General features: G+C 71.0%; 23 protein-coding genes. 5 read left to right on the forward strand and 18 right to left on the reverse strand.

Translation table 11 applies throughout. The annotated features are described in order from the left end of the window. Window positions 1-25 precede the first annotated feature (25 nt). From ACZ6ZP_RS07935 to ACZ6ZP_RS07995, 13 genes are all read right to left on the reverse strand, one after another. On the reverse strand, window positions 26-883 hold the full coding sequence (locus tag ACZ6ZP_RS07935; protein ID WP_351158568.1) for an SCO6745 family protein: 858 nt from the start codon (window positions 881-883) through the stop codon (window positions 26-28). An 11-nt stretch (window positions 884-894) separates the two neighbouring features. Next, the gene (locus ACZ6ZP_RS07940; protein ID WP_361470688.1) at window positions 895-1665 is read right to left on the reverse strand and encodes a sirohydrochlorin chelatase; all 771 of its coding nucleotides are present in this window, start codon (window positions 1663-1665) and stop codon (window positions 895-897) included. 6 nt (window positions 1666-1671) lie between these two features. After that, a complete protein-coding gene (locus ACZ6ZP_RS07945; protein WP_351158573.1) occupies window positions 1672-2574 on the reverse strand; it encodes an ABC transporter permease in 903 nt (300 codons plus the stop codon). Beyond that, window positions 2561-3352 carry an ABC transporter ATP-binding protein gene (locus ACZ6ZP_RS07950; RefSeq protein ID WP_351158576.1) on the reverse strand — a complete coding sequence of 264 codons (792 nt, stop codon included), beginning with the start codon at window positions 3350-3352 and terminating at the stop codon, window positions 2561-2563. Before ACZ6ZP_RS07950 ends, ACZ6ZP_RS07945 begins: the two co-directional genes overlap by 14 nt. 36 nt (window positions 3353-3388) lie before the next feature. After that, a complete protein-coding gene (locus ACZ6ZP_RS07955; RefSeq protein ID WP_351158578.1) occupies window positions 3389-4519 on the reverse strand; it encodes an aliphatic sulfonate ABC transporter substrate-binding protein in 1131 nt (376 codons plus the stop codon). 230 nt (window positions 4520-4749) lie between these two features. Next, entirely contained in the window at window positions 4750-6123 is a 1374-nt protein-coding gene (locus ACZ6ZP_RS07960; protein ID WP_351158581.1) for a sulfate adenylyltransferase subunit 1, read from the reverse strand. Between the two features lie 2 nt (window positions 6124-6125). Continuing rightward, the gene (gene cysD / locus ACZ6ZP_RS07965; RefSeq protein WP_351158584.1) at window positions 6126-7064 is read right to left on the reverse strand and encodes a sulfate adenylyltransferase subunit CysD; all 939 of its coding nucleotides are present in this window, start codon (window positions 7062-7064) and stop codon (window positions 6126-6128) included. Further along, on the reverse strand, window positions 7061-7648 hold the full coding sequence (gene cysC, locus ACZ6ZP_RS07970; RefSeq protein ID WP_351158586.1) for an adenylyl-sulfate kinase: 588 nt from the start codon (window positions 7646-7648) through the stop codon (window positions 7061-7063). The genes cysD and cysC overlap by 4 nt, the downstream gene beginning before the upstream one ends. After that, the gene (locus ACZ6ZP_RS07975; RefSeq protein ID WP_351158589.1) at window positions 7648-8361 is read right to left on the reverse strand and encodes a phosphoadenylyl-sulfate reductase; all 714 of its coding nucleotides are present in this window, start codon (window positions 8359-8361) and stop codon (window positions 7648-7650) included. Before ACZ6ZP_RS07975 ends, cysC begins: the two co-directional genes overlap by 1 nt. After that, window positions 8358-8537 (reverse strand): hypothetical protein, encoded by a 180-nt coding sequence (locus tag ACZ6ZP_RS07980; RefSeq protein ID WP_160507861.1) that lies wholly within the window; start codon window positions 8535-8537, stop codon window positions 8358-8360. The genes ACZ6ZP_RS07975 and ACZ6ZP_RS07980 overlap by 4 nt, the downstream gene beginning before the upstream one ends. After that, window positions 8534-10231 carry a nitrite/sulfite reductase gene (locus ACZ6ZP_RS07985; RefSeq protein WP_469406011.1) on the reverse strand — a complete coding sequence of 566 codons (1698 nt, stop codon included), beginning with the start codon at window positions 10229-10231 and terminating at the stop codon, window positions 8534-8536. Before ACZ6ZP_RS07985 ends, ACZ6ZP_RS07980 begins: the two co-directional genes overlap by 4 nt. A 116-nt stretch (window positions 10232-10347) precedes the next feature. Next, window positions 10348-10431 carry a putative leader peptide gene (locus ACZ6ZP_RS07990; protein WP_323178717.1) on the reverse strand — a complete coding sequence of 28 codons (84 nt, stop codon included), beginning with the start codon at window positions 10429-10431 and terminating at the stop codon, window positions 10348-10350. A gap of 181 nt (window positions 10432-10612) precedes the next feature. Then, window positions 10613-11176 (reverse strand): GNAT family N-acetyltransferase, encoded by a 564-nt coding sequence (locus ACZ6ZP_RS07995; protein WP_383817301.1) that lies wholly within the window; start codon window positions 11174-11176, stop codon window positions 10613-10615. A gap of 108 nt (window positions 11177-11284) precedes the next feature. Between ACZ6ZP_RS07995 and ACZ6ZP_RS08000 the strand changes: the two genes are divergently transcribed. Next, a complete protein-coding gene (locus tag ACZ6ZP_RS08000) occupies window positions 11285-12310 on the forward strand; it encodes a M4 family metallopeptidase (protein ID WP_361470676.1) in 1026 nt (341 codons plus the stop codon). Between the two features lie 116 nt (window positions 12311-12426). Here the strand turns inward: ACZ6ZP_RS08000 and ACZ6ZP_RS08005 are convergent, their stop codons facing one another. Both ACZ6ZP_RS08005 and ACZ6ZP_RS08010 read right to left on the reverse strand, forming a co-directional pair. Continuing rightward, window positions 12427-13719 (reverse strand): GAF domain-containing protein, encoded by a 1293-nt coding sequence (locus ACZ6ZP_RS08005; protein ID WP_361470674.1) that lies wholly within the window; start codon window positions 13717-13719, stop codon window positions 12427-12429. Between the two features lie 293 nt (window positions 13720-14012). After that, window positions 14013-15650 carry an acyl-CoA dehydrogenase family protein gene (locus ACZ6ZP_RS08010; protein ID WP_351158602.1) on the reverse strand — a complete coding sequence of 546 codons (1638 nt, stop codon included), beginning with the start codon at window positions 15648-15650 and terminating at the stop codon, window positions 14013-14015. A 17-nt stretch (window positions 15651-15667) separates the two neighbouring features. Between ACZ6ZP_RS08010 and ACZ6ZP_RS08015 the strand changes: the two genes are divergently transcribed. After that, entirely contained in the window at window positions 15668-16816 is a 1149-nt protein-coding gene (locus ACZ6ZP_RS08015) for a YihY/virulence factor BrkB family protein (RefSeq protein WP_351158604.1), read from the forward strand. 188 nt (window positions 16817-17004) lie between these two features. Here ACZ6ZP_RS08015 and ACZ6ZP_RS08020 read toward each other — a convergent pair whose 3' ends face one another. Beyond that, the gene (locus tag ACZ6ZP_RS08020) at window positions 17005-17871 is read right to left on the reverse strand and encodes an NmrA family NAD(P)-binding protein (RefSeq protein WP_469406014.1); all 867 of its coding nucleotides are present in this window, start codon (window positions 17869-17871) and stop codon (window positions 17005-17007) included. Window positions 17872-17951: 80 nt separating this feature from the next. On the opposite strand from ACZ6ZP_RS08020, the gene ACZ6ZP_RS08025 reads away from it, so the two are divergent. Together ACZ6ZP_RS08025 and ACZ6ZP_RS08030 are read left to right on the forward strand one after the other, a co-directional pair. Continuing rightward, window positions 17952-18887, forward strand: coding sequence for an AraC family transcriptional regulator (locus ACZ6ZP_RS08025; protein ID WP_351158608.1), 936 nt, complete (start codon window positions 17952-17954; stop codon window positions 18885-18887). Between the two features lie 26 nt (window positions 18888-18913). Next, window positions 18914-19633 carry a DUF6597 domain-containing transcriptional factor gene (locus tag ACZ6ZP_RS08030; protein ID WP_383817314.1) on the forward strand — a complete coding sequence of 240 codons (720 nt, stop codon included), beginning with the start codon at window positions 18914-18916 and terminating at the stop codon, window positions 19631-19633. Here ACZ6ZP_RS08030 and ACZ6ZP_RS08035 read toward each other — a convergent pair. Then, window positions 19614-20021 (reverse strand): VOC family protein, encoded by a 408-nt coding sequence (locus tag ACZ6ZP_RS08035; RefSeq protein ID WP_351159342.1) that lies wholly within the window; start codon window positions 20019-20021, stop codon window positions 19614-19616. The genes ACZ6ZP_RS08030 and ACZ6ZP_RS08035 overlap by 20 nt on opposite strands. A 191-nt stretch (window positions 20022-20212) precedes the next feature. Between ACZ6ZP_RS08035 and ACZ6ZP_RS08040 the strand changes: the two genes are divergently transcribed. Beyond that, the gene (locus ACZ6ZP_RS08040; RefSeq protein WP_351158612.1) at window positions 20213-20878 is read left to right on the forward strand and encodes a DUF4389 domain-containing protein; all 666 of its coding nucleotides are present in this window, start codon (window positions 20213-20215) and stop codon (window positions 20876-20878) included. Here ACZ6ZP_RS08040 and ACZ6ZP_RS08045 read toward each other — a convergent pair. Further along, window positions 20820-23762: a glycoside hydrolase family 2 TIM barrel-domain containing protein gene (locus ACZ6ZP_RS08045; protein WP_383817317.1), complete on the reverse strand. Its 2943-nt coding sequence runs from the start codon at window positions 23760-23762 to the stop codon at window positions 20820-20822. The two genes, ACZ6ZP_RS08040 and ACZ6ZP_RS08045, sit on opposite strands and share 59 nt — an antisense overlap. Window positions 23763-23989 lie beyond the last annotated feature (227 nt).

The raw sequence follows: 23989 nt of genomic DNA on the forward strand, positions 1-23989 counted from the left end.
GTGACGCCTCGGCAACCGGATTGGCTCACCCCGTGGGGCGCGGCAGTCCGATCGGGTTGGGGAAGGGGACGACGTCCGCCGCCAGGATGTGCCGCACCGGACGTTCGAGCGCGGCCAGCAGGGCGTCCGCGTCCCGCGCGGCGAGCGGGCGGAGCAGCCGCGCCGACAGACGGTCCGTGGCGTCCTCGATCAACTCCCGCTCCGTGCGGCCGTGCTCGGTGATGTGCCCGTCACCGTCCACCAGGCCGCGCCCGCGCAGCCGGTCCACCGCGTGCGCCCACTCCTGTTCGGTCCACCCCCGGTCGTGCCGGATGGTGCCGGGGTCCACGCGGTTCGTGGCGGCGGCGAGCACCAGCGCCTCGCAGGCGTCCAGGCCGTGGTCGGCGAGCGCGGCGACATGCGCGTCGCCCCTGAACTCGCGTACGCAGGTCGCCAGTTGCCACAGCCGCTGCACCGGATCGGTCCGCTCGCTCACGTCCCGGTTCGCCGCGAACAGCGGGCGGGCCAGCGACGGGGCGTCCTCGACCATCGCGGCGAGGGGCGGACACAGGGCGATGGCCTGGTCGTCGATGCCCGGGACCAGGGCGCGCAGGGCGCGTGCCGTGCTGGCCGCGCGCTCCTCCACGATCCGGCCCGGCGACACGTACTGCCAGGCGGAGGGCAGGGCCCGCGCCACCATGCCCGGGGCGAAGACGCCGAGCGCGGCCGTCGCCGGGCCCGACTCGACCGGGCCCATGGGGGCGGCGCGGGCCGCGAAGTAGCCCATCCAGAAGCCCTTGAGGCCCAGCGCCCTGCCCAGGTCGCGGCAGCGCTCCTCGAAGTAGATCACTGCGTGCAGGGGCTCGGTCCGCAGCCAGAGCGTGCGGGATCTGGTGAGGGTCATGAACCCACAAGCTAGGCCAGCACGGGGACCCGCGCCACCCGCCCGACCACACCGGACTCGGCGCGTGCCTCGTCGTAGCGCTGCACGAGCAGCCGCGCCAACCCCGCCGAAGGGCCGAGCACTTGGGCCGTGACGTCCGCTTCGGCGGCGCCCCGCGCGATGCGGTCCGGCAGGAAACCGGGCGCGATGACGTAGGGCGCCACCGCCACCCTGGCCACCCCCAGGTCACGCAGTTCCCGCACGGCGTCCTCCGTGCGGGGCAGAGATGCGGAGGCGAACGCAGGCCGCACGGCGCACCAACCGGTGTGCCGCCACTCCCGCGCGATTTCAGCGATCACTGCGATCGCCTCCGGGTCCGATGATCCCGCCGAGGCCAGCACGACCCCGGTCGAGGACTTGTCGGCGGGGCTGAGCCCCGCCTCGTAGAGCCGCTGGTCCAGAGCGGTCAGGAGCAGCGGGGAGGGGCCGAGCACCGCCGCCTGCCGGATGCGCAGACGCGGCGGCGCCTGGCCCAGGACCGCGGGGATGTCCGACTTCGCGTGGAACGCCCGGGTGAGGAGCAGCGGCAGCGCGATCACGTCGCGTACGCCCTCGGCGTCCAGGGAGTCGAGCACCTCGGGCACCGAGGGCGAGTTGAAGTCCAGGAAACCCGTCTCCACCCGCAGCCCCGGCCGCTGCTCCCGCACCCGGCGCACCAGGGCGCGCACCGTCTCGGCATGCCGCGGATCGCGGCTGCCGTGGGCGATGACGAACAGGACGGGGCGGGCGGGACGGCCGAACATGGTGGGTCAGCTCCTCGCGAGCAGTCCGCGGCTGCGCAGGACGCGCCGCTCCAGCGGGCTGAAGATCAGCAGGTCGATGGCGATGCCGACGATGAGGATGAGCAGGATCGCGAAGAACACCTGCGACATGCTGCTGTTCGTGCGGCCGGCCTCAAGGAGCTGGCCGAGCCCCATGCCCAGGTCCGGCGACTGCGCGATGATCTCCGCGGCCATGAGCGAGCGCCACGAGAACGCCCAGCCCTGCTTCAGACCGGCCAGATAGCCGGGCAGCGCCGCCGGCATGACGATGTGCCAGGTGTGGCGCAGGCCCGTCGCGCCCAGCGTGCGGCCCGCCCGCAGGAACAGCGGCGGCACCTGGTCGACGCCGGCGACAAGTCCGTTGGCGATCGAGGGCACCGCGCCGAGCAGGATCACCGCGTACATCATCTGGTCGTTGAGCCCCAGCCAGATCACGGCCGGCGGCACCCACGCCACCGACGGAAGCGACTGCAGACCGGACAAGATGGGGCCGATCGCGGCCCTGACGAACCGCACCCGGGCCACGACCAGACCGAGCGGCGTACCGATCGCCAGCGCCATCAGGAAGCCGAGCAGACCGCGCGACACGGACGTCCAGATGTACTCCAGGAGCGTTCCCTGGAGCCAGGCGTCCTCCACCTCGTGCCAGACGGCGGAGGGAGCGGGCAGCTTGTAGGAGTCGGTGACCTTCGCCCACACCATGATCTGCCAGACGACCAGGACCAGCACGATGGCGGTCACCGGCGGCAGGATCTTCTGCACGAGGGTCTGGCGGAAGGGGGTGCGCCGGGTCTGGACGGCGTCCAGGGCGTCGAGGCCCGCCTCCAGGCCGGCCAGGTCCTGGCTGCTGTCCCTCTCGGCCTTGTCGACCGGAGTGTCAGTGCTGGCCATGTCGGCGGATCTCCCCACGCAGTTGTTCGGTGATCTCGACGGACAGTTCCGCCACGGCGGAGTCCTCGATGCGGCGCGGGTGGGGGATGTCCACCCGCCACTCGTGCGCCACCCGGCCCGGACGCGACGAGAGGAGCACGACGCGCTGGGCGAGGCGGACGGCCTCGCGCACGTTGTGCGTGACGAACAGGACGGAGACGTCGGTCTCGCGCCAGATGCGGGTCAGTTCGTCGTGCAGGACGTCCCGCGTGATCGCGTCGAGCGCCGCGAACGGCTCGTCCATCAGCAGGATCTTGCTGTCCTGGGCGAGCGCGCGGGCGAGCGCCACCCGCTGGCGCATGCCGCCGGACAGCTCGTGCACCCGCTTGCCGTACGCCCCTTGGAGCCGTACGAGACCGAGGAGCTCCTCGGCACGCTCGCGCCGCTCCGCCTTCGCGACGCCGCGCAGCTTCAGGGCGAGCTCGATGTTCTTGCCCGCGGTCAGCCACGGGAACAGCGCGTGCTCCTGGAACATCAGGGCGGGGCGGCCGTCGGTCGCGATGGCGCCGGCCGACGGCTTGTCGAGCCCCGCCACCAGGTTGAGCAGCGTCGACTTGCCGCAGCCCGAGGCTCCCAGGAGGGTGACGAACTCGCCAGGAGCGACATCGAGCGTGATGTCGTCCAGGACGAGCTGCTGCCCGGCGGGCGTGGAGAAGGACTTCGAGACGTGCTCGATCCGGGCTGCGTGCGGGGCGGCCGTGATGTCGTCCGCCGCCTTGGCGAGGGTGGTCGTCGCCATGGTCGTCACCTCCTGGGAACTGGTCTGAGTCCGGGGTTACTTGACGCCGAGACCGGCGTCGTCGACGGCGGGCTTGCCCTCGGCCTTGAGGACCTTGTTCAGCGGCTTCAGGTCGTAGATGCCCTTGAGGTTCGGCTTCTCCAGGAGGCCCGCCGCGACCGCGTGCTTCGCCTCGGAGTCGAGCGTGGCGGCCAGCGGGTCGTCCGTGGTCTGGATGGACTTCCACGCCGGGTCGATGACCTCGGCGGGCAGCGCCTTGCCGGACGACTCCTTGAGGGCGGCGTTGGCGGACGCCTTCGCCTTGTCGGGGTTGTCCTTGATCCACTGGTTGGTCTTCACCGAACCGCGCAGGACGGCCTCGACGACCTTCGGGTGCTCCTCGAGGAACTCCTGCGACACGATGATGTTCGTGATCACGAACTTCTTGTCCGGCCACAGGTCGGCCTCGTCGAGGATCGCCTTGCCGCCCTCGGCGACCAGCTTCGACGCGGTCGGCTCCGGCACCCAGGCGCCGTCGATCGAGCCGGACTTGTAGGCGTCCGGGGTGATCTTGTTGTCGGTGCGGACCACGGAGACGTCGCCCTTGCCGCTCTCCGCGTCGACCTTCCAGCCCTTTTCCTTGATCCAGTTGAGGAAGGCGACGTCCTGCGTGTTGCCGAGCTGCGGCGTCGCGATCTTCTTGCCCTTGACGTCGTCCAGGGACTTGATCTTGTCCGGGTTGACCACCAGCTTCACGCCACCGGACGCGGAGCCGCCGATGATGCGCAGGTTCTTGCCCTGGGACTTGGTGTAGCCGTTGATCGCGGGCGACGGGCCGATCCAGCCGATGTCGATCGACTTCGAGTTCAGCGCCTCGATCTCCGAAGGACCGGCGTTGAACTGCGTGTACGTGGCCTTCGTCGCGCCCAGTTCCTTCTGGAACAGGCCCTCCTGGTCACCGACCAGGGCGGTGGCGTGGGTGAGGTTCGGGAAGTACCCGATCTTCACCTCGTCCAGGCCCTCGATCTTCTTCGCACCCGCGGCCACCTCGGCCTTGTCGTTGTCGTCGTCCGAGTTGGATCCATAGCCGCAGGAGGTGAGCACGACGGCGAGCAGCGGCAGGGCGGCGACGGCGGTCAGGGCGCGTCGGCCGCCGGTGGTGCGTGGAGTGCGGAAGCTGGCAGGCACGGGAGGTGGTCCTCTCGTTGGCCCGGCTCTCACGCCCTCAGGGCGCGGCCGGGAGATCGGCAGGTTTTCGTCTTCGCAGGTCGAGCTCGCGGGGGGTGAGGGCGCGCAAGCGGTGCGCGTACGTCATCACGCACATCGCCCGACCCCGCCCTGTCCGCTGCCGAGGGCGCCGCTGCCGACGCGGCCGCCCTCCTTCGCGAAGGTCGAGAAGAAGTCGATCGAGGTCATCGCTAGAAGTCCCAACCCTCGTCGTCCACGGCCGAAGCGGCCTCTTCGGCCGGCTCGGTGACGGTGGCGAACGCGTCGCCCGCCATGCCAGCGGCGAGCGTCGTGCCGTCCGCCGGGTCGATCAGGAGGAAGGAGCCCGTGCGGCGCGAGGCCGCGTACGCGTCGACGGCGATCGGCTCCGCGGTGCGGATGACGACGCGGCCGATGTCGTTGGCGACCAGCTCGCCGGGTGCCGGGTGCTGGGAGAGGTCGTCCAGGGTGAGCCGCGAGGGGATGTCCTTGACGATCGCCTTGACCGTGCGGGTGGTGTGCTTGAGCAGCACCCGCTGGCCGACGGCGAGCGCGGTGTCCGCGACGTGGCAGACCGTCGCCGTGAGGTCCTGCGAGATCGGCGGCTGGTCGCCGCTGGGCACGATCAGGTCGCCGCGCGCGATGTCGATGTCGCTCTCCAGGAGCAGCGTCACGGACTGCGGCGTCCAGGCCACGTCCACCGGCTCGCCGAGCAGGTCGATCCCGGCGATCTTCGACGTCTTGCCCGAGGGGAGCACGGTCACGGACTCGCCGACCCGGAAGGTGCCCGCCGCGATCTGTCCCGCGTAGCCGCGGTAGTCGGGGTGCTCGGCGGTCTGCGGGCGGATCACGTACTGGACGGGCAGGCGCGCGTGGCAGGAGGTCAGGTCGTGGCTGACCGGGACCGTCTCCAGGTGCTCGAGGACGGTCGGGCCGCCGTACCAGTCCATGTTCGAGGACGGCTCGACGACATTGTCCCCGGCGAGCGCCGAGATCGGGATCGCGGTGATCTCCGGGACACCCAACTCACTGGCGTACGCGGTGAATTCCTCGGCGATCTTCGCGAAGACGGTCTCCTCGTACGCGACGAGGTCCATCTTGTTCACGGCGAGCACCACGTGCGGGACGCGCAGCAGCGCGGCGACGGCGGCGTGCCGGCGGGTCTGCTCGATGACGCCGTTGCGGGCGTCGACGAGGACCACGGCGAGGTCGGCGGTGGAGGCGCCGGTGACCATGTTCCGGGTGTACTGCACGTGGCCCGGGGTGTCGGCGAGGATGAACCGCCGCTGCGGGGTCGCGAAGTAGCGGTAGGCCACGTCGATGGTGATGCCCTGCTCGCGCTCGGCCCGCAGGCCGTCGGTGAGCAGCGCCAGGTCGGGCGCCTCCTGGCCGCGGCCCAGCGACACGCGCTCCACGGCCTCCAGCTGGTCGGTGAGGACCGACTTGGAGTCGTGAAGGAGCCGCCCCACCAGGGTGGACTTGCCGTCGTCGACGGAACCGGCCGTGGCGAACCGCAGCAGGGTGGTGGCCGAGAGCTGCTCGGTGGAGAGCGGCTGCGCCTTGTCGGGTTCGGTGGTGCTGGTCATGGTTAGAAGTACCCCTCGCGCTTGCGGTCTTCCATCGCGGCCTCGGACATCTTGTCGTCGGCGCGGGTGGCGCCCCGCTCGGTCAGACGGGACGCGGCGATCTCGGTGATGACGGCGTCCAGCGTGGTGGCGTCGGAGTCGACGGCGCCGGTGCAGGACATGTCGCCGACCGTGCGGTAGCGCACGAGCCGCTTCTCGACCGTCTCCTCGTCCTTGGGGCCGCCCCACTCACCGGCGGTCAGCCACATGCCCGAGCGCTGGAACACGTCCCGCTCGTGCGCGAAGTAGATCTCGGGGAGCTCGATGCCCTCGCGGGCGATGTACTGCCAGACGTCCAGCTCGGTCCAGTTGGAGATCGGGAAGACGCGGACGTGCTCGCCGGGCGCGTGGCGGCCGTTGTAGAGCTGCCACAGCTCGGGGCGCTGGCGGCGCGGGTCCCACTGCGAGAACTCGTCGCGCAGGGAGAACACCCGCTCCTTGGCGCGCGCCTTCTCCTCGTCGCGGCGCCCGCCGCCGAACACCGCGTCGAACCTCTCGCTCTGGATCTTCTCCGTGAGCGGGACGGTCTGGAGCGGGTTGCGCGTCCCGTCGGGGCGCTCGCGCAGCTTGCCCGCGTCGATGTAGTCCTGCACCGAGGCGACATGGAGCCGCAGGCCGTGCTCGGCGACCACACGGTCGCGGTAGGCGAGGACCTCGGGGAAGTTGTGCCCGGTGTCGACGTGCAGCAGCGAGAAGGGGATCGCCGCGGGGGCGAAGGCCTTCAGCGCCAGGTGCAGCATGACGATGGAGTCCTTGCCGCCGGAGAAGAGGATCACCGGCCGCTCGAACTCGCCCGCCACCTCGCGGAAGATGTGCACCGCCTCGGACTCCAGCGAGTCCAGGTGGGACAGCGCGTAGGGGCTGTCCGTCCCTTCGGTCACGGTGGCCACGGTCGTCGTCATGCCAGACCCCTTTCGATGAGCAGCGCGCGCAAGGCCGCCGCGGACTCCTGCACGGTCTGGTCCTGGGACTCGATGCGCAGATCGGGTGACTCGGGTGCCTCGTAGGGGTCGTCGACGCCGGTGAGTCCGGAGATCTCACCGGCCGCCTGCTTGGCGTACAGACCCTTCACGTCGCGTACGGAGCAGACCTCCACCGGCGTGGCCACGTGGACCTCCAGGTAGGGCGTGCCGCCCTTCTGGTGGCGCCCCCGCACCGCCTCACGGCTGTCCGCGAACGGCGCGATCACCGGCACCAGGACCTTCACGCCGTTGCGCGCCAGCAGTTCGGCGACGAAGCCGATGCGCTGCACGTTCGTGTGCCGGTCCTCGCGGCTGAAGCCGAGGCCCGCCGAGAGGAACTCGCGGATCTCGTCGCCGTCGAGGACCTCGACCCGGTGGCCGTCGCCGCGCAGCTTCTCCGCCAGCTCGTACGCGATGGTGGTCTTGCCCGCGCTGGGCAGGCCGGTGAGCCAGATGGTGGCTCCGGTGGTCACGTGCTTCTCCGTTACGTGTCGAGGTTCTGTCACGCTCTGCGGCTCTGTCATCAGTGGATACCGCACTCGGTCTTGGCATTGCCCGACCAGCGGCCGGCGCGTGCGTCCTCGCCCTCCAGGAGGCGGCGGGTGCAGGGCGCGCAGCCCACGGAGCCGTAGCCGTCCATGAGGAGGGGGTTGGTGAGGACGCCGTGCTCGGCGACGTAGGCGTCCACGTCGTCCTGCGTCCAGCGGGCGATCGGCGAGACCTTGACCTTCCGGCGCTTCTCGTCCCAGCCGACGACCGGGGTGTTCGCCCGGGTGGGGGACTCGTCGCGGCGCAGGCCCGTCGCCCACGCGGCGTACGAAGTCAGGCCCTCCTCAAGGGGCTTGACCTTGCGCATGGCGCAGCACAGGTCGGGATCGCGGTCGTGCAGCTTGGCGCCGAACTCGGCGTCCTGCTCGGCGACCGTCCGCGTCGGCGAGAGCGTGATGACGTTGACGTCCATCACGGCGGCGACGGCGTCACGGGTGCCGATGGTCTCGGGGAAGTGGTAGCCGGTGTCGAGGAACACGACGTCCACGCCGGGGCGGGCCCGCGAGGCGAGGTGGGCGACGACGGCGTCCTCCATGGAGGAGGTCACGCAGAAGCGCTCGCCGAACGTGTCGACGGCCCACCGGAGGATCTCCAGGGCCGACGCGTCCTCAAGGTCCCGTCCGGCCTGCTCGGCGAGAGCCTTCAACTCGTCGTCCGTGCGCTGCTCTTGGGTCTGAACGGCCGTCATATCTCTTCCCCTCCACCGCTGTTGCGCTGAACCCCCTGGGCGAGCAGCCCGAGGAACTTCAACTGGAAGGCTCGATTGCACGCGGCGCATTCCCACGCGCCGTGACCGGTCTCGTTGGGACGCAGGTCCTCGTCGCCGCAGTAGGGGCAGTAGAAGGGCGCGGCACGCTCGCTCACGACAGTGCCTCCTCGCTGGCGCGGGCCACCCAGGTGGCGAAGCGCTCGTCGTCCACGCGCTCCTCCTGGAAGCGCGTGAGGACCCGCTCCACGTAGTCGGGAAGCTCGGCCGATGTGACCTTCAGGCCGCGGACCTTGCGGCCGAACCCGGCCTCCAGGCCGAGCGCGCCGCCCAGGTGCACCTGGAAGCCCTCCACCTGATTGCCCTCGCCGTCCAGGACCAACTGCCCCTTCAGGCCGATGTCGGCGACCTGGATACGGGCGCAGGCGTTCGGGCAGCCGTTGATGTTGATGGTGATCGGCTGGTCGAACTCCGGGATGCGGCGCTCCAGTTCGTCGATGAGCGAGGCGCCGCGCGCCTTGGTCTCGACGATCGCCAGCTTGCAGAACTCGATGCCGGTGCAGGCCATGGTGCCGCGCCGGAAGGGGGAGGCGTTGACCCGCAGGTCCAGGGCTTCGAGCCCGGCCACGAGCGACTCGACCTGCGCCTCTTCGACGTCGAGCACGATCATCTTCTGCTCGGCGGTGGTGCGAAGGCGGCCCGAGCCGTGGGCGGCGGCGACATCGGCGATCTTCGTGAGCGTCGTGCCGTCCACGCGGCCGACGCGGGGGGCGAAGCCGACGTAGAAGCGGCCGTCCTTCTGCTTGTGCACGCCGAGGTGGTCGCGCCAGGTGCCGGTCGGCTGCTCGGGCGCGGGCCCGTCGACGAGCTTGTACTTGAGGTACTCGTCCTCCAGGATCTGCCGGAACTTCTCCGGTCCCCAGTCGGCGACGAGGAACTTCAAGCGGGCGCGGTTGCGCAGCCGCCGGTAGCCGTAGTCGCGGAAGATGCCGATGACGCCGCCGTACACGTCCGGCACCTCGTCCAGCGGCACCCAGGCGCCGAGCCGTACGCCCAGCTTGGGGTTGGTGGAGAGGCCGCCGCCGACCCAGAGGTCGAAGCCGGGGCCGTGCTCGGGGTGGTTCACGCCGACGAACGCGACGTCGTTGATCTCGTGCGCGACGTCGAGCTGAGGCGAGCCGGAGATGGCCGTCTTGAACTTGCGCGGCAGGTTCGAGAAGTCGGGGTTGCCGATGAAGCGGCGCTGGATCTCGTCGATGGCGGAGGAGCCGTCGATGATCTCGTTCTCGGCGACACCGGCGACGGGCGAGCCGAGGATGACGCGGGGGGTGTCACCGCAGGCCTCGGTCGTGGAGAGGCCCACGGCCTCCAGCCGCTCCCAGATCGCGGGAACGTCCTCGATGCGGATCCAGTGGTACTGCACGTTCTGCCGGTCGGTGAGGTCGGCGGTGCCGCGCGCGAACTCCTGCGAGATCTCGCCGATGACGCGCAGCTGCTCGGTGGTGAGCCGGCCGCCGTCGATGCGCACCCGCAGCATGAAGTACTCGTCGTCCAGCTCTTCGGGCTCCAGGATGGCGGTCTTGCCGCCGTCGATTCCCTGGCGGCGCTGGGTGTAGAGCCCCCACCAGCGCATACGTCCACGAAGATCGTTCGGGTCGATCGAGTCGAAGCCACGCTTGGAGTAGATCGTCTCAATGCGTGTCCGCACATTGAGACCGTCGTCGTCCTTCTTGAACTGTTCGTTCCCATTGAGCGGCGTGAAGTGGCCAACGGCCCACTGGCCCTCACCACGGTGACGGCTCGCCTTGCGCCGGGGCGCGGCAGTCGTGGGTTTTTCAGGGGTGGCAGCCATGGCTATACGTCCTTCAAGGCGGGCTGAGGGCGGCTCTGACCTGCACACTTCGCGCAAGGGGCGCGGCGGTGCGCAGATAGGTGGTCAAGCGGAGAGAGTCGTCGGCGCTGGTGCTGTCAGCTCGCCGGACACATGGCGCTGGACATGCGGCAGAGATCGACGTGACGTCGACTCACCAAGGCAATTCCAGTGCGATCCATGACGGAAGCGTGTCATGGGACTTTCGGCCCAGTCCACCATTATCCAGAATGTGGACGTGAGGGTCTTACCATGCGAGATGATGTGGCGTCGGTCACTCGCTGCGGCCCCGTCAGGGGCGCGGTGAACCGCGCGACCGGCCACGACGGCCGTGCGGCCGAGAACGCGCCCCCGCGCGGAGCGCTAGGCGCCGGGCCACGGTCCGGGCGTGGCCACCTCCGGCTCCTGCTCCACCTTCGTGTCGAACAGCTTGAAGCCGCGCCGCAGGTAATTGTCCATGGCGTGCTCGCCGTCCTTGGAGCAGGTGTGCAGCCACACCCGCTTGGTCGGGGTGAGGTCCGGCCAGCGCTCGGCGAGGTCCCAGGCGCGACGGACGCCCTGGGAGAGCAGGTGGCCGCCGATCCGCCGCCCCCGGAAGGCCGGGATGAGCCCGAAGTAGACGATCTCGACGACACCGCCCTCCTGCGCCGCCAGCTCGACGTATCCGGCCGGTGTCCCCTTCTCGTACGCGACCCAGGTCTCGACGCCCGGCTTGCCGAGCTCCTCCTGCCACTGGTCGTAAGAGAGGGAGAGCCGGTCCGTCCAGCGGATGTCGCCGCCGACGGAGGCGTAGAGGAAGCGGCTGAACTCGGGGGAGGGGATCTCGGCCCGCACGATGCGCACGTCGTCGCCCTCGGGCGCGGCGGCGGCCAGCAGATCGGTGGGAGCGGTCTGCTCCAGGGACCAAGTGGTGACAGTGAGGCTCATGCGGGTCAGCGAACCATGTGCCACGCACCCTGGCCAAAGGTGCCCGGGATGCGGGAAGATCCCGCAGCGCCTGCCACCCCCCGCATTCTTCGAGCTGGAGGATGTCCCATGGCCCGCCGCACACCCCGCGGCCTGCTCGCCGCGGCCACCGTCACCGTGGCCCTCGCGACGCTTGCCGCACCCGCCTCGGCCTCCGCGGACCCGCAGGCCCGCGTCTTCATGGTCAACCCCGTCCAGTCGTCGGGGGACCAGACCCTCGTCGACGCGAAGGACTCCGCGACGTCCGTTCCCGCCGGTGCCTATGCCACCGCCGCCCTGCGCAATCTCGACTCCAGCGGTGGACTCTTTGGCAAGTGGGCGTACATCAGATCCGACACCGGCGCCTCCGCCAAGGTCGCGGACGCGGGCGGCTACGCCCGCGACGACGACCAGTTCGAGCAGGTCATGGCGTACTTCTGGGTCAATGAGTCGCAGGAGTATCTGCAGAGCCTCGGCTTCGGCAGCGAACTGCCGGGGGCGAACGACCGGGCCCAGCCGGTCCGCATCAACCAGTGGGGCGCGGACAACTCGTTCTTCACCGACAAGAAGGCCGAGATCCGGTTCGGCAAGGGGGGTGTCGACGACGCCGAGGACGCCGAGGTCGTCGTCCACGAGTACGGGCACGCCGTGCACCACGCCCAGGTGCCCGGCTTCGGCACGTCGCCGGAGGCGGGCTCGATCGGTGAGGCCTGGGGCGACTACCTGGCGGTGTCGGTCGGCGCGTACGCCGACGCCAAGTACGGCTGGCCCGCCAAGGCCGACCTCGCCTGCGTCGCCGACTGGGACGCCGTCTCGTACTCGGACGCCCCGCACTGTCTGCGCCGGGTCGACAGCGACAAGACGTACGCCGACAAGGTGGGGGAGGTGCACGCGGACGGGGAGATCTGGTCCCGGGCGCTCTTCGACATCCGCGGCTCGCTCGGTGCGCGTACCGCCGACCGGATCATCGTCAACGCCCAGTTCGGCTTCGCGCCCGACACCAGCTTCGAGGACGCGGCCCTGACGACGATCGCGACCGCCCAGAAGATGTACGGCAAGAGCGCGGCGGACGCCGTGCGCGAGGCGTTCCAGGCGCGGGAGATACCCGGCGTGTGAGGGGCCCGTACGACCAGCCGCCGGGTGGTCACCGGGCCGCCCGGCGGCCCGGCGGCCCGGCGGCCCGGCGGGAGAGAAGGAGAGACAGAGGGAGAAGAAGGAGGGGGCCGCGGCACTCAAGGCTCCGGCACCCTCCGCGCCTCGCGCACCGCGGGCGCCGTCGAGTGCGGCAGCAGGTTCGCCGGGTGCTCGGGCAGGATCACCTGCACGTCCACGTCCTCGGGGAAGCGGTAGGGGCGGTGGGCCAGGAGCCCGCCCAAGTAGCGGCGGACCCGGGAGAGTTCGGCGCGGACCGTCACCGTGCGTGCCGGGTCGCCGAACATGTCCTCGGCCAGGCCCGAGGCGCTGCGGCCCTTGCGGTGGGTGGAGAGGAGGTAGAGCAGCTCGGCGTGGCGCGGGCTCAGCTCGTGCGTCCAGCCGCCCGCGCCGCCGCCCTCGACGGTGACCGACCAGCGGCGCGGCCCGCTCACGTCCAGGACGACACGGGTCGCGGCCAGCGGCTGCGGGTCCTCCTCGACGCGCAGCAGCCAGCCGCCGGGCAGCGGCTCCACTGCGCAGGTGCCCAGCGAGGGCAGCCAGGTGTGGCCCGCGGACAGGGACTTGGGCAGGGGGAGCCGGTCCGTGTGCGGCATTCCCGTGACCGCCGCCGTCCAGCCGTGCGAGTCCACCGCGACGGCGCGCCCTTCGAGGCGGGCGAGGACCGGCGCCGCCACCGAACGCAGCCGGTCGAGCGTCGTCCCGTGGCTCTCGCGCAGCCGGGCCTCGGCGAGCTTGGCCACCGAGTCGACCAGGGCGAGCGTCGCCGGATGCATCGTGTTCAGCGGACCGCTGATGTCGACCACGCCGAGGAGGCGGCCGTCACGGGGATCGGTGATGGGTGCGCCCGTGCACGTCCACGCGTGATGCGTCTCCACGAAGTGCTCGGCGGAGAAGACCTGCACGGGCCTGCGCACGACGAGCGGTGTCCCTATGCCGTTCGTGCCGACGACGCTCTCGGCCCAGTCGGCGCCCAGTTCGAAGCCGAGCGAGTCCGCCTTGCGCAGCACCGCGGAGCTGCCCTCGCGCCACAGGACCCGGCCGTCCGCGTCGCAGACGACCATGATGTGGTGCGCCGCGTCCGCCACCGAGACGAGCGCGTCCCGGAGGACCGGCATGATCTCCGTCAGCCGTGAGGCGCGGCGCCGCTCCTCCAGCTCCTCGAAGCTGAGCAGCCGGGAGCGGAAGTCGTGGTCCGGATCGACCCCGTCGAGCAGCATGCGCCCCCAGGACTCCTCGATCACCGGACGCGGCAGCACACGCGGCTGCTCTCCGGCGAGCGCCGCGTGGCGGACCCCCGCGAGCAGCCGCGCGGCCTGCGTGCAGTCCATGGTGGAGATCCTCGCGAGGTTGATCGTCGAAGTCGCGTTCATCACCGGGTCCTTCCCGAGCAGAGCCAGTGCGTCGGGGGGCGTGCGTCCATCGTGCCCCCTCGGCGCCCGCAAGGGTATTGGTTCAGTAATGAACCGATGTGGTTCGGCGTTGAACCGACGACTTGCAACGGTCTGCAACCCTCGCGAACAGCAGTCTGGTGGCCGAAGGTGATGTCGACGCCGCTCAGGCGGTGTTCACGCTCCTGGACGGGGCCGGGAAGCGGGGGTGGTGCCGTGTCGGCGCAGCACCACCCCCGCGACTCCCGCCGGTTGCCGCAGGGAGCCGTCCGCCGTTAGTTGCCGCCGGGAGCGGCCCGCTCCACCACGGCCGCCAGATCGAGGGTGTGCGGCAGCGTCCCGAACGCCGAGCCCCAGTCCCCGCCGAGCCGCGAGGCGCAGAACGCGTCGGCCACCTCCGGGGGCGCGTACCGCACGAGCAGCGAGCCCTGGAGCACCAGAGCCATCCGCTCCACGAGCCGGCGGCCCCGCGCCTCGATGCCGTCCAGATCGGCCAGTTCGGTGAGCAGTCCCTTGATCGCGCCGTCCAGGCGGTGATCGGCGCCGCGCGCCAGGCCGACCTCCTGGAGGAAGGCGTTCAGCGCCTGCGGCTCGCGCTGAAGCGCCCGCAGCACGTCCAGGGCCTGTACGTTCCCCGAGCCCTCCCAGATCGAGTTCAGCGGCGACTCGCGAAGGAGCCGCGGCATCCCCGACTCCTCGACGTATCCATTGCCGCCGAGCACCTCAAGGGCCTCCACCACGAGCGGTGTGCAGCGCTTGGTCACCCAGTACTTCGCGGCCGGCACCGCGATCCGCAGGAACGCGCGCTCCTGCTCGCTCCCGTCGTCGTACGCCGCCGCGAGCCGCAGCGCGAGCGTCGTGGCCGCCTCCGACTCCAGGGCCAGGTCCGCCAGTACGTTGCGCATCAGCGGCTTGTCGATGAGCTTGCCGCCGAACGCCTCGCGGTACGTGGCGTGGTGCACGGCCTGCGCGACGGCCTGCCGCATGATCGCCGCCGAGCCCACCACGCAGTCGAGCCGCGTCGCCGCCACCATCTCGATGATGGTGCGCACCCCGCGCCCCTCGTCCCCGACCCGGCGCGCCCACGTCCCGTCGAACTCGACCTCGCTGGACGCGTTCGACTTGTTGCCCAGTTTGTCCTTCAGCCGCTGAATGGCGAAGGCGTTCCGTGTTCCGTCGTCGAGCACCCGAGGCACCAGAAAACACGTAAGTCCCGCATCCGTCTGCCCGAGCACGAGAAAGCCGTCGGACATGGGTGCGGAACAGAACCACTTGTGCCCCGTGAGTTCATACGTGCCGTCTTCCGCGAGAGCACGCGCACGCGTCGTATTCGCGCGTACGTCGCTGCCGCCCTGTTTCTCCGTCATGCCCATCCCGAAGAGCACTCCGGCCTTCTGGGACGCGGGCCGAAGCCCTTCGTCGTAGACGAGGGAAGTCAGCCGGGGCTCCCACTCGGCGGCGAGCGCGGGATCGGCCCGCAGCGCGGGCACCGCCGCGTGCGTCATCGACAGCGGGCAGGCGTGCCCCGCCTCGACCTGCGTCCACACCAGGAACGCGGCCGCGCGCCGCAGATGGCCGCCGGGCCGCGACCAGGCGGTGGTCAGACCCGACGAAACGGCCTTGCCGAGCAGCCGGTGCCACGCGGGATGGAAGGCGACTTCGTCGATGCGATTCCCATAGCGGTCATGGGTGTGCAGAACGGGCGGATTCTCATTGGCCAGAAAGCCCCATTCCCGCGCCTGGGCCGATCCTGCGGTGCGCCCGAGTTCGGAGAGTTGCTCGCGCGCGGTACTGAGAAGGGCGGGATCGAGATGCCGTTCGACTCCCTCTGTGAGCGCGCGGTCGGACGTAAAGACGTCATATCCCACCAGGGGCGGAGCCTGGTTGGTCACTGTGTGGGTGCTGGCTGCCATGCCGCTACGGTAAGGAGGTGCACCAGGCAAAAGAAACACCCGGGAGGCCGTCGGGCCGCTGGAACCGGGCCCGCGCTCTCTACAGCAACGTCTCCAAGCGCAGGACTGCCTGGCTGCTGCTCAAAGACACGGTCAACTCGTGCGTGGAATACCGGATCCTGGGGCTCGCGGCCGAGGCGGCGTTCTTCACCCTGCTGTCCGTGCCGCCGCTGCTCCTGAGCCTGATCGGCCTGCTCGCGTACGTGGACCGGTGGACCGGCGCGAACACGATCGCCAGCGTCGAGAACAACATCCTGGAGGCGTCCCGCACGGTCCTCTCCGACAAGGGCGTCAGCCAGATCGCGCAGCCGATACTGGAGGACGTGATGCGGGTCGGCCGGCCCGACGTCATCTCCATCGGTTTCCTCTTCGCCCTGTGGTCGGGCTCGCGCGCCGTGAACGTCTTCATCGACACGATCACGGTCATGTACGGCCTGGACGGCGCACGCGGCATCGTCAAGACCCGGCTGCTCGCGTTCGGCCTGTTCATCGTGGCGCTGCTGATCGGTTCGGTGGCGCTGCCGCTGATGGTGGCGGGGCCCGACGCGGTGGTGAAGCTGGTGCCCGGCTCCACGACGGTGGTGCAGATCCTGTACTGGCCGGTGGTGACGCTGTTGTCGGTGGTGTTCCTGACGACGCTGTACCACGTGTCGGTGCCGGTGCGCTCGCCCTGGGTGGAGGACATGCCGGGCGCGCTGATCGCCCTGGGGATGTGGGTCCTGGGCAGCTTCCTGCTGCGGATCTACCTGACGAGCACGGTCGAAGGGCCCACGATCTACGGTTCGTTGGCGGCGCCGGTGGCCGTGCTGCTGTGGATAGGGGTGTCGGCGTTCGCGGTCCTGGTGGGGGCCGCGGTGAACGCGGCGATCGACCGGGTGTGGCCCTCCGTCGCCACGGCTGCCGCGCGTGCCGCCAACGACCGGATACGGGAGGCGCGGGCGGTGGAGGTGGTGGCGCGGGCGGCTGCGGCGCGCGAAGCGTCCGCGGACCCGGACGACCCGGACATGCCCTCCGAGTTCCCCGAGCGCTGGTCACGCTTCCTGCCCCCGGACGACGTCTCCTCCCGCCTGCGGACGCACGTCAAGAAGAACGGCGGGGGAAGCGGCGAGCAGCCACCGCCGGAGTAGGAACGTCCCTGCGGGGCTTTTCCCCGACCCCGCCCCTTCCCGAAAGCCGTGCCTGCGCCCCGGACCTACCCGGGGCTCCGCCCCAGGCCCCGCTCCTCAAACGCCGGAGGGGCTGATCTTCCAGCCGTCCGGCGTTTGAGGACGCCCCCGCGCAGCGGGTTTTCGGGAAGGGGCGAGGTCGGGGAGAACTACGCCTTCCAGACGCCCGCCTCCGCCTGCTCCCGGGCGAAATCGGCGAAGTCACGCGGCTCCCGTCCCAGGACCTCCCGCACCCCCGCGGACAGATGCGCGTTGCGGCCGTCCAGATTCGTCTCGAAGAGCTCGATCAGGAACTCCGCCTCCTCCTCCGGCACCCCGTACTCCGCGAGAGCACCCCCGTACTCCCTCGCGGAGACCGGGACGTACCGGATCTCCCGGCCCGTGGCCGCCGACACCTCGGCCACCGCGTCGCGGAACGACAGCAGACGCGGGCCCGATATCTCCACCACCCGCCCCGCGTAGCCCGAGTCGGGGCGAAGGACCGCCACCACCACATCGGCGATGTCCCGCGCGTCGATGAACGGTTCGAGGACCTCCCCGGCAGGGAACACCAGTTCCCCCGCCCGCATGCCGTCGAGCAGCGGACCCTCGCTCAGGTTCTGGGCGAACCAACTCGCCCGCACCACGGTCCACTCCGCCCCGGACTCCCGCACCGCACGCTCGGCCGGCTCCGCCTGGTCCTCGCCCCGTGCGGACAGCAGCACGAGCCGCCGCACGCCGAGCGAAACCGCTTGCCGGGCCAGCGCGCCCACCGCGTCGCCCGCGCCGGGCGCGCCGACGTCCGGCATGTAGGCGAGGTACGCGGCGTCCGCGCCCCGCAGCGCCTCCTCCCACGTCGAAGGGTCGTACCAGTCGAACCGCACCGCGCCCGAGCGGGAAGCGGCCCGCACCGTGAACCCCGCCGCCTCGGCGGCCTCCGCGACCCGGCGTCCCGTCTTGCCCGAAGCGCCCGTGACCAGCACCGTCATGGTCCGTGTGCCCTGCGTGTCCTGCGAGTTCATCGCGTTCTCCGTCATGCCTCCAGTGAACTGGGCCGCGCCACGAGGAACCATCCGTCAGGGGCTCGCCCCCATACGCGTGCGTCTACGCTTTCGGCATGGACGTACTCGCAGGCTTGCTGGAGGGCCCGCGCGCGCGAGGAGCCTTCATGATCCGCGCGTGCTTCGACCCGCCCTGGTCCGTCCGGATCGCGGACGAGGCGCCGCTCTCCGTCATGATCATGGTCCGCGGCACCGCCTGGATCGTGCCCGACCGCGGCGAACCCCAGCGCATCCGCCCCGGAGACGTCGCCGTCGCGCGCGGCCCCGACCACTACACCGTCGCGGACACCCCGGACACGCCACCCCGCGCCGAAATCCTGCCCGGCGAACGCTGCGTGCCCCTCGGCGGTACCCCGATCGGGCAGTACCAGGACCTCGGCCTGCGCACCTGGGGCGAATCGCTCGACGGCGCGGCGGAGATGCTGATCGGCACCTACCAGGCGCGCGGCGAGATCACCGGGCGGCTCCTCGACGCGCTGCCCCCGCTCCTGATCCTGCCCACCGAGGTGTGGGACTGCCCGCTCACCCCGCTGCTCGCCGACGAGATCGCCAAGGACGAGCCGGGACAGGAGGTCGTGCTCGACCGGCTGCTCGACCTGCTGATGATCGCCACGCTGAGGGCTTGGTTCTCGCGGCCGGAGGCCGAGGCCCCCGCCTGGTACCGGGCGATGGGGGACCCGGTCGTCGGGCAGGCGATCCGGCTGCTCCAGGACGACCCCGCGCACCCCTGGACGATCGCCGCGCTCGCCGCGAAGGCGGGGGTGTCGCGGGCCGCGCTCGCCCGGCGGTTCACCGAACTCGTGGGCGAGCCGCCGATGGCGTACCTGACGGGCTGGCGGCTCGCGCTCGCCGCCGACCTGCTGCGGGACAGCGAGCAGACCATCGCCGCGATCGCCCGCCGCGTCGGGTACGGCAGCGCGTTCGCGCTCTCCAGCGCCTTCAAGCGGGTGTACGGGGTCAGCCCGCAGGAGCACCGCTCACGGGCCGCGTAGCCCCTGAGCGGCGTAACCTTGACCGCGTGTCGTACGAGACCGTCGAGTACGCGGAGCGGCCGTCCCGTGTCCCGGGCGCGGTCCTGTGGACGCGCACCAGCAGCGGTGCGGCCGGCCCCGTGTACCCCGTACTTCCCGATGGCTGCATGGACCTGTTGTGGGCCGGGGGCAGGCTCATGGTGGCGGGACCGGACACCCGCGCGCACCGCCCCGCACCGGATGTCGCCGCCCGGTACGTGGGCATCCGTTTCTACCCCGGCACCGCCCCGGCCTTCCTCGGCGTGCCCGCGCACGAGCTGCGCGACCGGCGGGTCGACCTGGCCGACCTGTGGCCGTCCGCCGACGCGCGCCGCCTGACCGAGCGCATGGACGCGGCCCGCGACCCGGCGGCCGTCCTGGAGTCCTTCGCGCTGGCGCGGGCGGGAGAGACGGAGCCGCCCGACCCGCTGCTCACGCACGTCGTCAAGGCACTGGACGCGGGACGGTCCATCGCGGCGACCGCCGACGAGGCGGGCATCAACGCCCGCCTGCTGCACCGGCGTTCACTGGCCGCGTTCGGCTACGGACCCAAGACGCTGGCCCGCGTCCTGCGGCTGCAGCGCGCCCTCGCCCTGGCCAGGGGCGGCCTGGCCTACGCGGAGACCGCGGTCGTCGCGGGCTTCGCCGACCAGGCCCATCTGGCCCGTGACGTCAAGGAGTTGGCGGGCATGCCGCTGAGCGAACTGCTCAGTCGGCGGCCGGGCTAGACAGCGGCGCGAACAGGTCCACGCCGTTGCCGTCCGGGTCGAGCACGGAGGCGTACCGCTGCCCCCAGAAGGCGTCCCACGGCTTGAGCTCACCGTGGTGGCCGGCGCCGACCAGCTCCTCGTAGGCGGCGTCGACGCCCTCGGGGGTCTCGCAGTGGAACGCGAGCCCGATGCGGCCCGCGCTCTGCGGCGGCTCCCAGTTCTTGTCGAAGGAGCGGATGGTCTCCTCCGTGTCGAACGCGATGCGCAGACCGCCCGGGAGCGCCGCCTCGACGTGCGGCTGACCCTCGGAACCCTCGGGAAACTCCAGGCCGAGACGGCGGTAGAAGGCGAGTGTCGCGGCCATGTCGGAGACGACCAGGCCGACCAGATCGAAGCGGGGTGTGATGTTCGTGTTCATGCTTCGCAGCCTAGGCAGCCGCCCTTGGCCCGTCTTGAAGAAAACGGACGCCGCGCCACTCCTTGCCGCGGCCCGCGCCCAGCCGTACATGTGGGCAGGACGTGCACAGCACGGGACGCGAACCGCCCAGAGAACCGCCCAGAGAACCGCACAGCACGGGACGAGGGGAGTTGACCGTCATGTCCGCCATGCCCACGGCGACGACCGCGCTCGGCAAGCACCCGGTCAGTCCGGTCAGTCTGGAGGTGCGGGACGACGACGTGGTGCTGTCCCGCTGGCTCTGGCTGGTGAAGTGGCTGCTCGTGATCCCGCACCACGTGGTCCTGTTCTTCCTGTGGATCGGCCTCTTCCTCGTCACCGTGGTCGCCTTCTTCGCGATCCTGATCACCGGCGGCTATCCACGGGCGCTGTTCGACTTCAACGTCGGTGTGATGCGCTGGACCTGGCGCGTCGAGTACTACGCGTACGGATCACTCGGCACCGATCGCTATCCTCCCTTCGCCCTGCGCGAGGTCGCCGACTACCCGGCCCACTTCGACATCGCCTACCCCGAGCACCTCTCCAGGGGGCTCGTCCTCGTCAAGAGCTGGCTCCTGATCCTGCCGCAGCTCCTGGTGGTCGGTCTGTTCACGGGCGGCTTCCGCGTCAGCTTCGGTCTCGCCGCGATCATCGCCTTCTACGCGGGCGTGTCCCTGCTCTTCACGGGCCGCTACCCCCGTGGCATGCACGACCTCAACATCGGCCTGCACCGCTGGGCCGCGCGCGTCCTGGCCTACGGCCTGCTGCTCACGGACGTGTATCCGCCCTACCGCCTCGACCTGGGTGAGCGGGAGCCCATGGGCTGACTGCGCGGGCCTCCCGGTGGGAGAAGGTGAACGTGAACTCCGCCGGAGCGGCGTGGAGTTCGTGGCGTGGCAGCACCCCGGGCCCGCACGACTGCGATCCGATGCCGTGCTGCCCGTGGTCGAGATGGACCCACACCGTGTCGCCGGGGACGAGGTCCGTGCGGTGCGCGGCCGCGTCCAGCTGCTCGGTGGTCCAGCGGCGCGCCGTGAACCAGAAGGCGGGATCACCGACCACCCGTACCCCTTCGCCGTCGAAGCCCGCCCGCAGCTCGGCCCACCGGACGTCCGCACGGGCGCCGTTCTCCTGTGGGCGGACGTACGGGGTCTGCATCCGGTCGACGTGCAGGAACCAGGTGCCGATGTCGGATGCCGCCGCCGTGTCCGGATACCCCTCACCGGGTCCGCCGCCGAACCAGTACGCGTGCCCGTACGCGGCAGGCAGACCGAGCCGGACGCCGAGCCGGGGCAGCGGCACCGTCCACTCGCCCTCGGGTGCCACGGACACCGCCAGGCGCAACTGGGTCCCGTCGGCGGTCCAGCGGTAGACGGTGCGCAGGCCGATGTCCTGCGCGGCGGGCGCCACGCGGGTGCGGACGGTGAGCGCGTCGTCCGTCAACTCGACCGCGTCCAGGCGGTGTCGCATGCGATGCAGGCCGAGCTCGCGCCACACGAGGCCGTTGCGCTGCCCGCCCTGCCAGGAAGCGCCGTTGTCGTTGTCGGTGGGAGCCCGCCAAATGTCCAGGCGCGGGGCGCTGGACAGGGGGATGTCGTGCAGGGTGCGCAGTTCGCCGGTGCGGGCGTCGAAGATGCCGGGGCCGAGCGTGATGAAGTCCCCCTCCCGCAGCGGCCGTTCACCGATGGCGGCGCGGACGGCCGGGCGTGGCGAGATGCGGAACTCGGCCCGCGCGACGCCGTGGTCCAGCTTCGCCCAGTTCGTCTCGACGCCCACCAGCGCCGTGAGATGCAGGAAGGTCTCGGCGGCGCAGCTCGCGGGCGGCGCGTCCGGCAGCTTCAGTTCGACGGACTCGCCGGGCCCGAGCTCCGGCGGCACGGCAAGCTCCCCGCCCTCGCGGAGCGCGTCGTCGTCACTGATGTACGTCCACTCGAAGGACAGGTGCGACAGGTCCGCGAAGTCGTGCAGATTGGTGACCCTGACCGTCCCCGCGCCCTCGTCGTACGCGAACCGCACCGGCTGGACGACCCGCTTGTACGCGTCGAGCCCCGGCGACGGCATCCGGTCGGGGAAGACCAGGCCGTCGCAGACGAAGTTCCCGTCGTGCAGCTCCTCGCCGAAGTCGCCGCCGTAGGCGTAGCCGAACTCCGGGTGGCTGAGGCCGTGGTCGATCCACTCCCAGATGAAGCCGCCCTGGTTGCGCTCATGCGCGTCGAACAGCTCCTGGTACTCGCTCAGGCCGCCGGGGCCGTTGCCCATCGCGTGCCCGTACTCGCAGAGGATGAAGGGCAGTTGGCGACGCGACGGGGGTCCGTCCCTGTCCGCGCGCCGTCCGATGCGCTCGACCTCGGCATGGTCGGCGTACATGCGCGAGTACATGTCGGTGTCCGCGCAGGACGCGTCGCCCTCGTAGTGGATGAGGCGGTCCGCGTCCCGTGCGCGGATCCAGCGGGCCATGGCGGTCAGGCCGCGGCCCGTGCCGCACTCGTTGCCCAGGGACCAGATGATCACCGAGGCGTGGTTCTTGTCGCGCTCGACCATGCGGGCCGCGCGGTCCAGGAGCGCGGGCGTCCAGCGGTCGTCGTCGACGGGGTTGCCGCGCCACCCCTGCTCGGTGAAGCCGTGGGTCTCCAGGTCGCACTCGTCGATGACCCACAGGCCCAGCTCGTCGCAGAGGTCGAGGAAGGCGGGGTGCGGCGGATAGTGGCTGGTGCGGACCGCGTTGATGTTGTGCTGCTTCATCAGCAGGACGTCGGCGCGCATGGTCGTGAGGTCGAGCGCGCGGCCCGTCTCCGGGTGGAACTCGTGCCGGTTCACGCCGCGGAACAGGATCCGGCGGCCGTTGACCTTGATGACCCCGTCCTCGACGGCGACCGTGCGGAAGCCGATCCGCAGCGGGACGCGCTCGCCCGCCGTGGCCAGGACCCCGTCGTAGAGCCGGGGCGTCTCGGCGGTCCAGGGCTCGACGGCCACCGTCACGGGCTCGCCCGTGGCGACGTCGATCCCCAGCTCGGGCACGGTGACCCGGCCCTTGACGTCCGAGTCGACCCGCAGCGTCCCCGTCCCCGCCCCGTGGTCGTACGAGGCATGGGTGAAGAAGTCGAGCGCGCAGCCCTCGGGGCGGTGCAGCAGGGTCACGTCGCGGAAGATGCCCGGCAGCCACCACTGGTCCTGGTCCTCCAGGTAGGACCCGGAGGACCACTGGTGGACGCGGACCGCGAGGACGTTGCCCGACGGCTTCAGGAGGTGGCCGACCGCGAACTCGTGCGGCAGCCGGGAGCCCTTGAACTCGCCGAGCTCCGTGCCGTTCAGCCAGACGCGGGCGCAGGACTCGACGCCGTCGAAGCGCAGGGTGCCGCCGCCGGCCGTGGGCCAGTCGGCCGGCAGGTCGAAGGTGCGCAGGTGGTCGCCGGTCGGGTTCTCGGTGGGCACGCGGGGCGGGTCGACCGGGAAGGGGTAGACCATGTTGGTGTAGATGGGCGCGCCGTGGCCCTGCAGCACCCAGTGGCCGGGCACCGCCACGGTGTCCCAGGTCCCGGAGTCGTAGCCGTCCGATGCGAAGGAGTCGTCGGCGGTGTCGGCGGCCGGGGAGAGTCGGAAGCGCCAACTGCCGTTCAGTGGGAGGGAGATGGCATCCGAGCGCGCGTTCCACGCGCGAGGCGGGAGGCTGCCGGTGCCGGGGGACACGTCCTCAAGATAGGGGAGCTCCATGACCTCCATCAGACAGCGGTGAGGTGGGACGTCACAACACTCACGCGGTGGGGGTTGTTGGATTCTCGGCGGCGGAGTTGGACGAATGACACGCGAGGTGCGGATTTCGTCGTTCATTGCAGATCACCGGATGTAATCCGTTGAGGCATGGCATTTTGGCGGCGATATCGGTAGCTTGCGGAGGCGTGACCACCAGCCAGCAGCAGAGCAACCAGCACACGCCGCCC

The sequence above is a fragment of the Streptomyces sp. NPDC054047 genome (genome assembly GCF_055585065.1).